Source organism: Mesorhizobium sp. B1-1-5, from assembly GCF_006443065.1.
Taxonomy (GTDB): domain Bacteria; phylum Pseudomonadota; class Alphaproteobacteria; order Rhizobiales; family Rhizobiaceae; genus Mesorhizobium.
Genome location: NZ_VFWS01000449.1, coordinates 1 through 1,298 on the forward strand (window position 1 = coordinate 1; position 1,298 = coordinate 1,298).

Genomic DNA, 1,298 nt, shown 5'->3' on the forward strand with positions numbered 1-1,298 from the left:
CCGCAAAACCGGTTCGCTTCCTGATCAACACCCACATGCATCCCGACCAAATTTTCGGCAATGCGGCATTCCGGGAGATCGGCGCGACCATTGTTGGCCATCGCAATCTGCCGCGTGCCCTCGAGGCGCGTGGAGCGTTCTATCTGCACAAGTATCGCGAACAGGTCGGCGAGGCGCTTATGATGGGAGTCGAGATCGTTTCGCCGGCGATGCTGGTCGACGATCGCCTGGAACTCGACCTCGGCGGGCGCATGCTCGAACTGCGGGCATGGAAGGCTGCGCACACCGACAACGACCTGACCGTCTTCGACCCCGAGACCAGCACGCTCTTTGCCGGCGATCTCGTGTTCATGGGCTCCTTGCCGACGCTCGACGGATCGCTGCTTGGCTGGCTCCGCCAGATGGATGCGCTCGCCGCGATCGGCGCCGCGCGCGTCGTTCCGGGTCATGGTCCGGTACCGGCCGACTGGCCGCAGGCGCTGGCAGGAGAACGGCGCTATTTCGAGATTCTGGCGCGCGATATCCGCAACGCGATCGTCGACGGGACGCCGCTCCGAGAGGCCGTCAAAACCGCCGCCGGAAGCGAACGGGGCAAATGGCACCTGTTCGACGACTACAATGAGCGCAACGCAACAGCTGCTTTTGCTGAACTCGAATGGGAATAGACCACACCGACATGCGCCAGAGATCATGAAGTGGGGCGATTTGCCAACGCGTCGTCAAAGGCATATTCTAAACGCCAGCCTGGGCACCACCTCTGTTGCATTGGTGGAGGCATCGAAATGCAAAATCACGCTTACGCGAGCAGGCAGTTCGCCTTGTCGCTTGCATCGTTCTTGGCCGCAATCATCTTGACCATCGGTACGCTGTTCGGCGTCTCCTCAGCCGCCAACGCACAGCAAACAACGGCTTCTTCGGAGAAGATCTGGGAAGACTTGAAAGGCGACGTGTTCGGCGACCGGGCTATTCTGGTCGACACCGGCGACGTCAGGATCGAAGCGACAAAGCGGGCGCAAGATGCCGCCATCGTGCCTGTCGACATCTATGTCGACCCAGCCAAGGCGCCGGACGGCATCAAATCCGTGACCTTGATCATCGACGCCAATCCTGCGCCGGTGGCGGCAACGTTCCAGATCGGCAAGGACGCCGGCGTGACACATCTGTCGACACGCGTGCGCGTCAACGATTATTCCTATTTGCGTGCCATAGCGGAGACTCAAGGCGGCCAACTCCACATGGCTCAGACCTTCGTCAAGGCGTCAGGCGGCTGCTCCGCCCCTGCGGTCAAGAACCAGGAC

At 61.2% G+C, this 1,298-nt stretch carries 2 protein-coding genes; both read left to right on the forward strand.

Going from position 1 to position 1,298, the window contains the following annotated elements; translation table 11 throughout:
- Positions 1 to 665: quinoprotein relay system zinc metallohydrolase 2 (locus FJ980_RS32265; protein ID WP_140547524.1), on the forward strand; the 665-nt coding region annotated here is incomplete at its 5' end.
- Positions 666 to 782: 117 nt separating this feature from the next.
- Positions 783 to 1,298: quinoprotein dehydrogenase-associated SoxYZ-like carrier (locus tag FJ980_RS32270; RefSeq protein ID WP_140547525.1), on the forward strand; the 516-nt coding region annotated here is incomplete at its 3' end.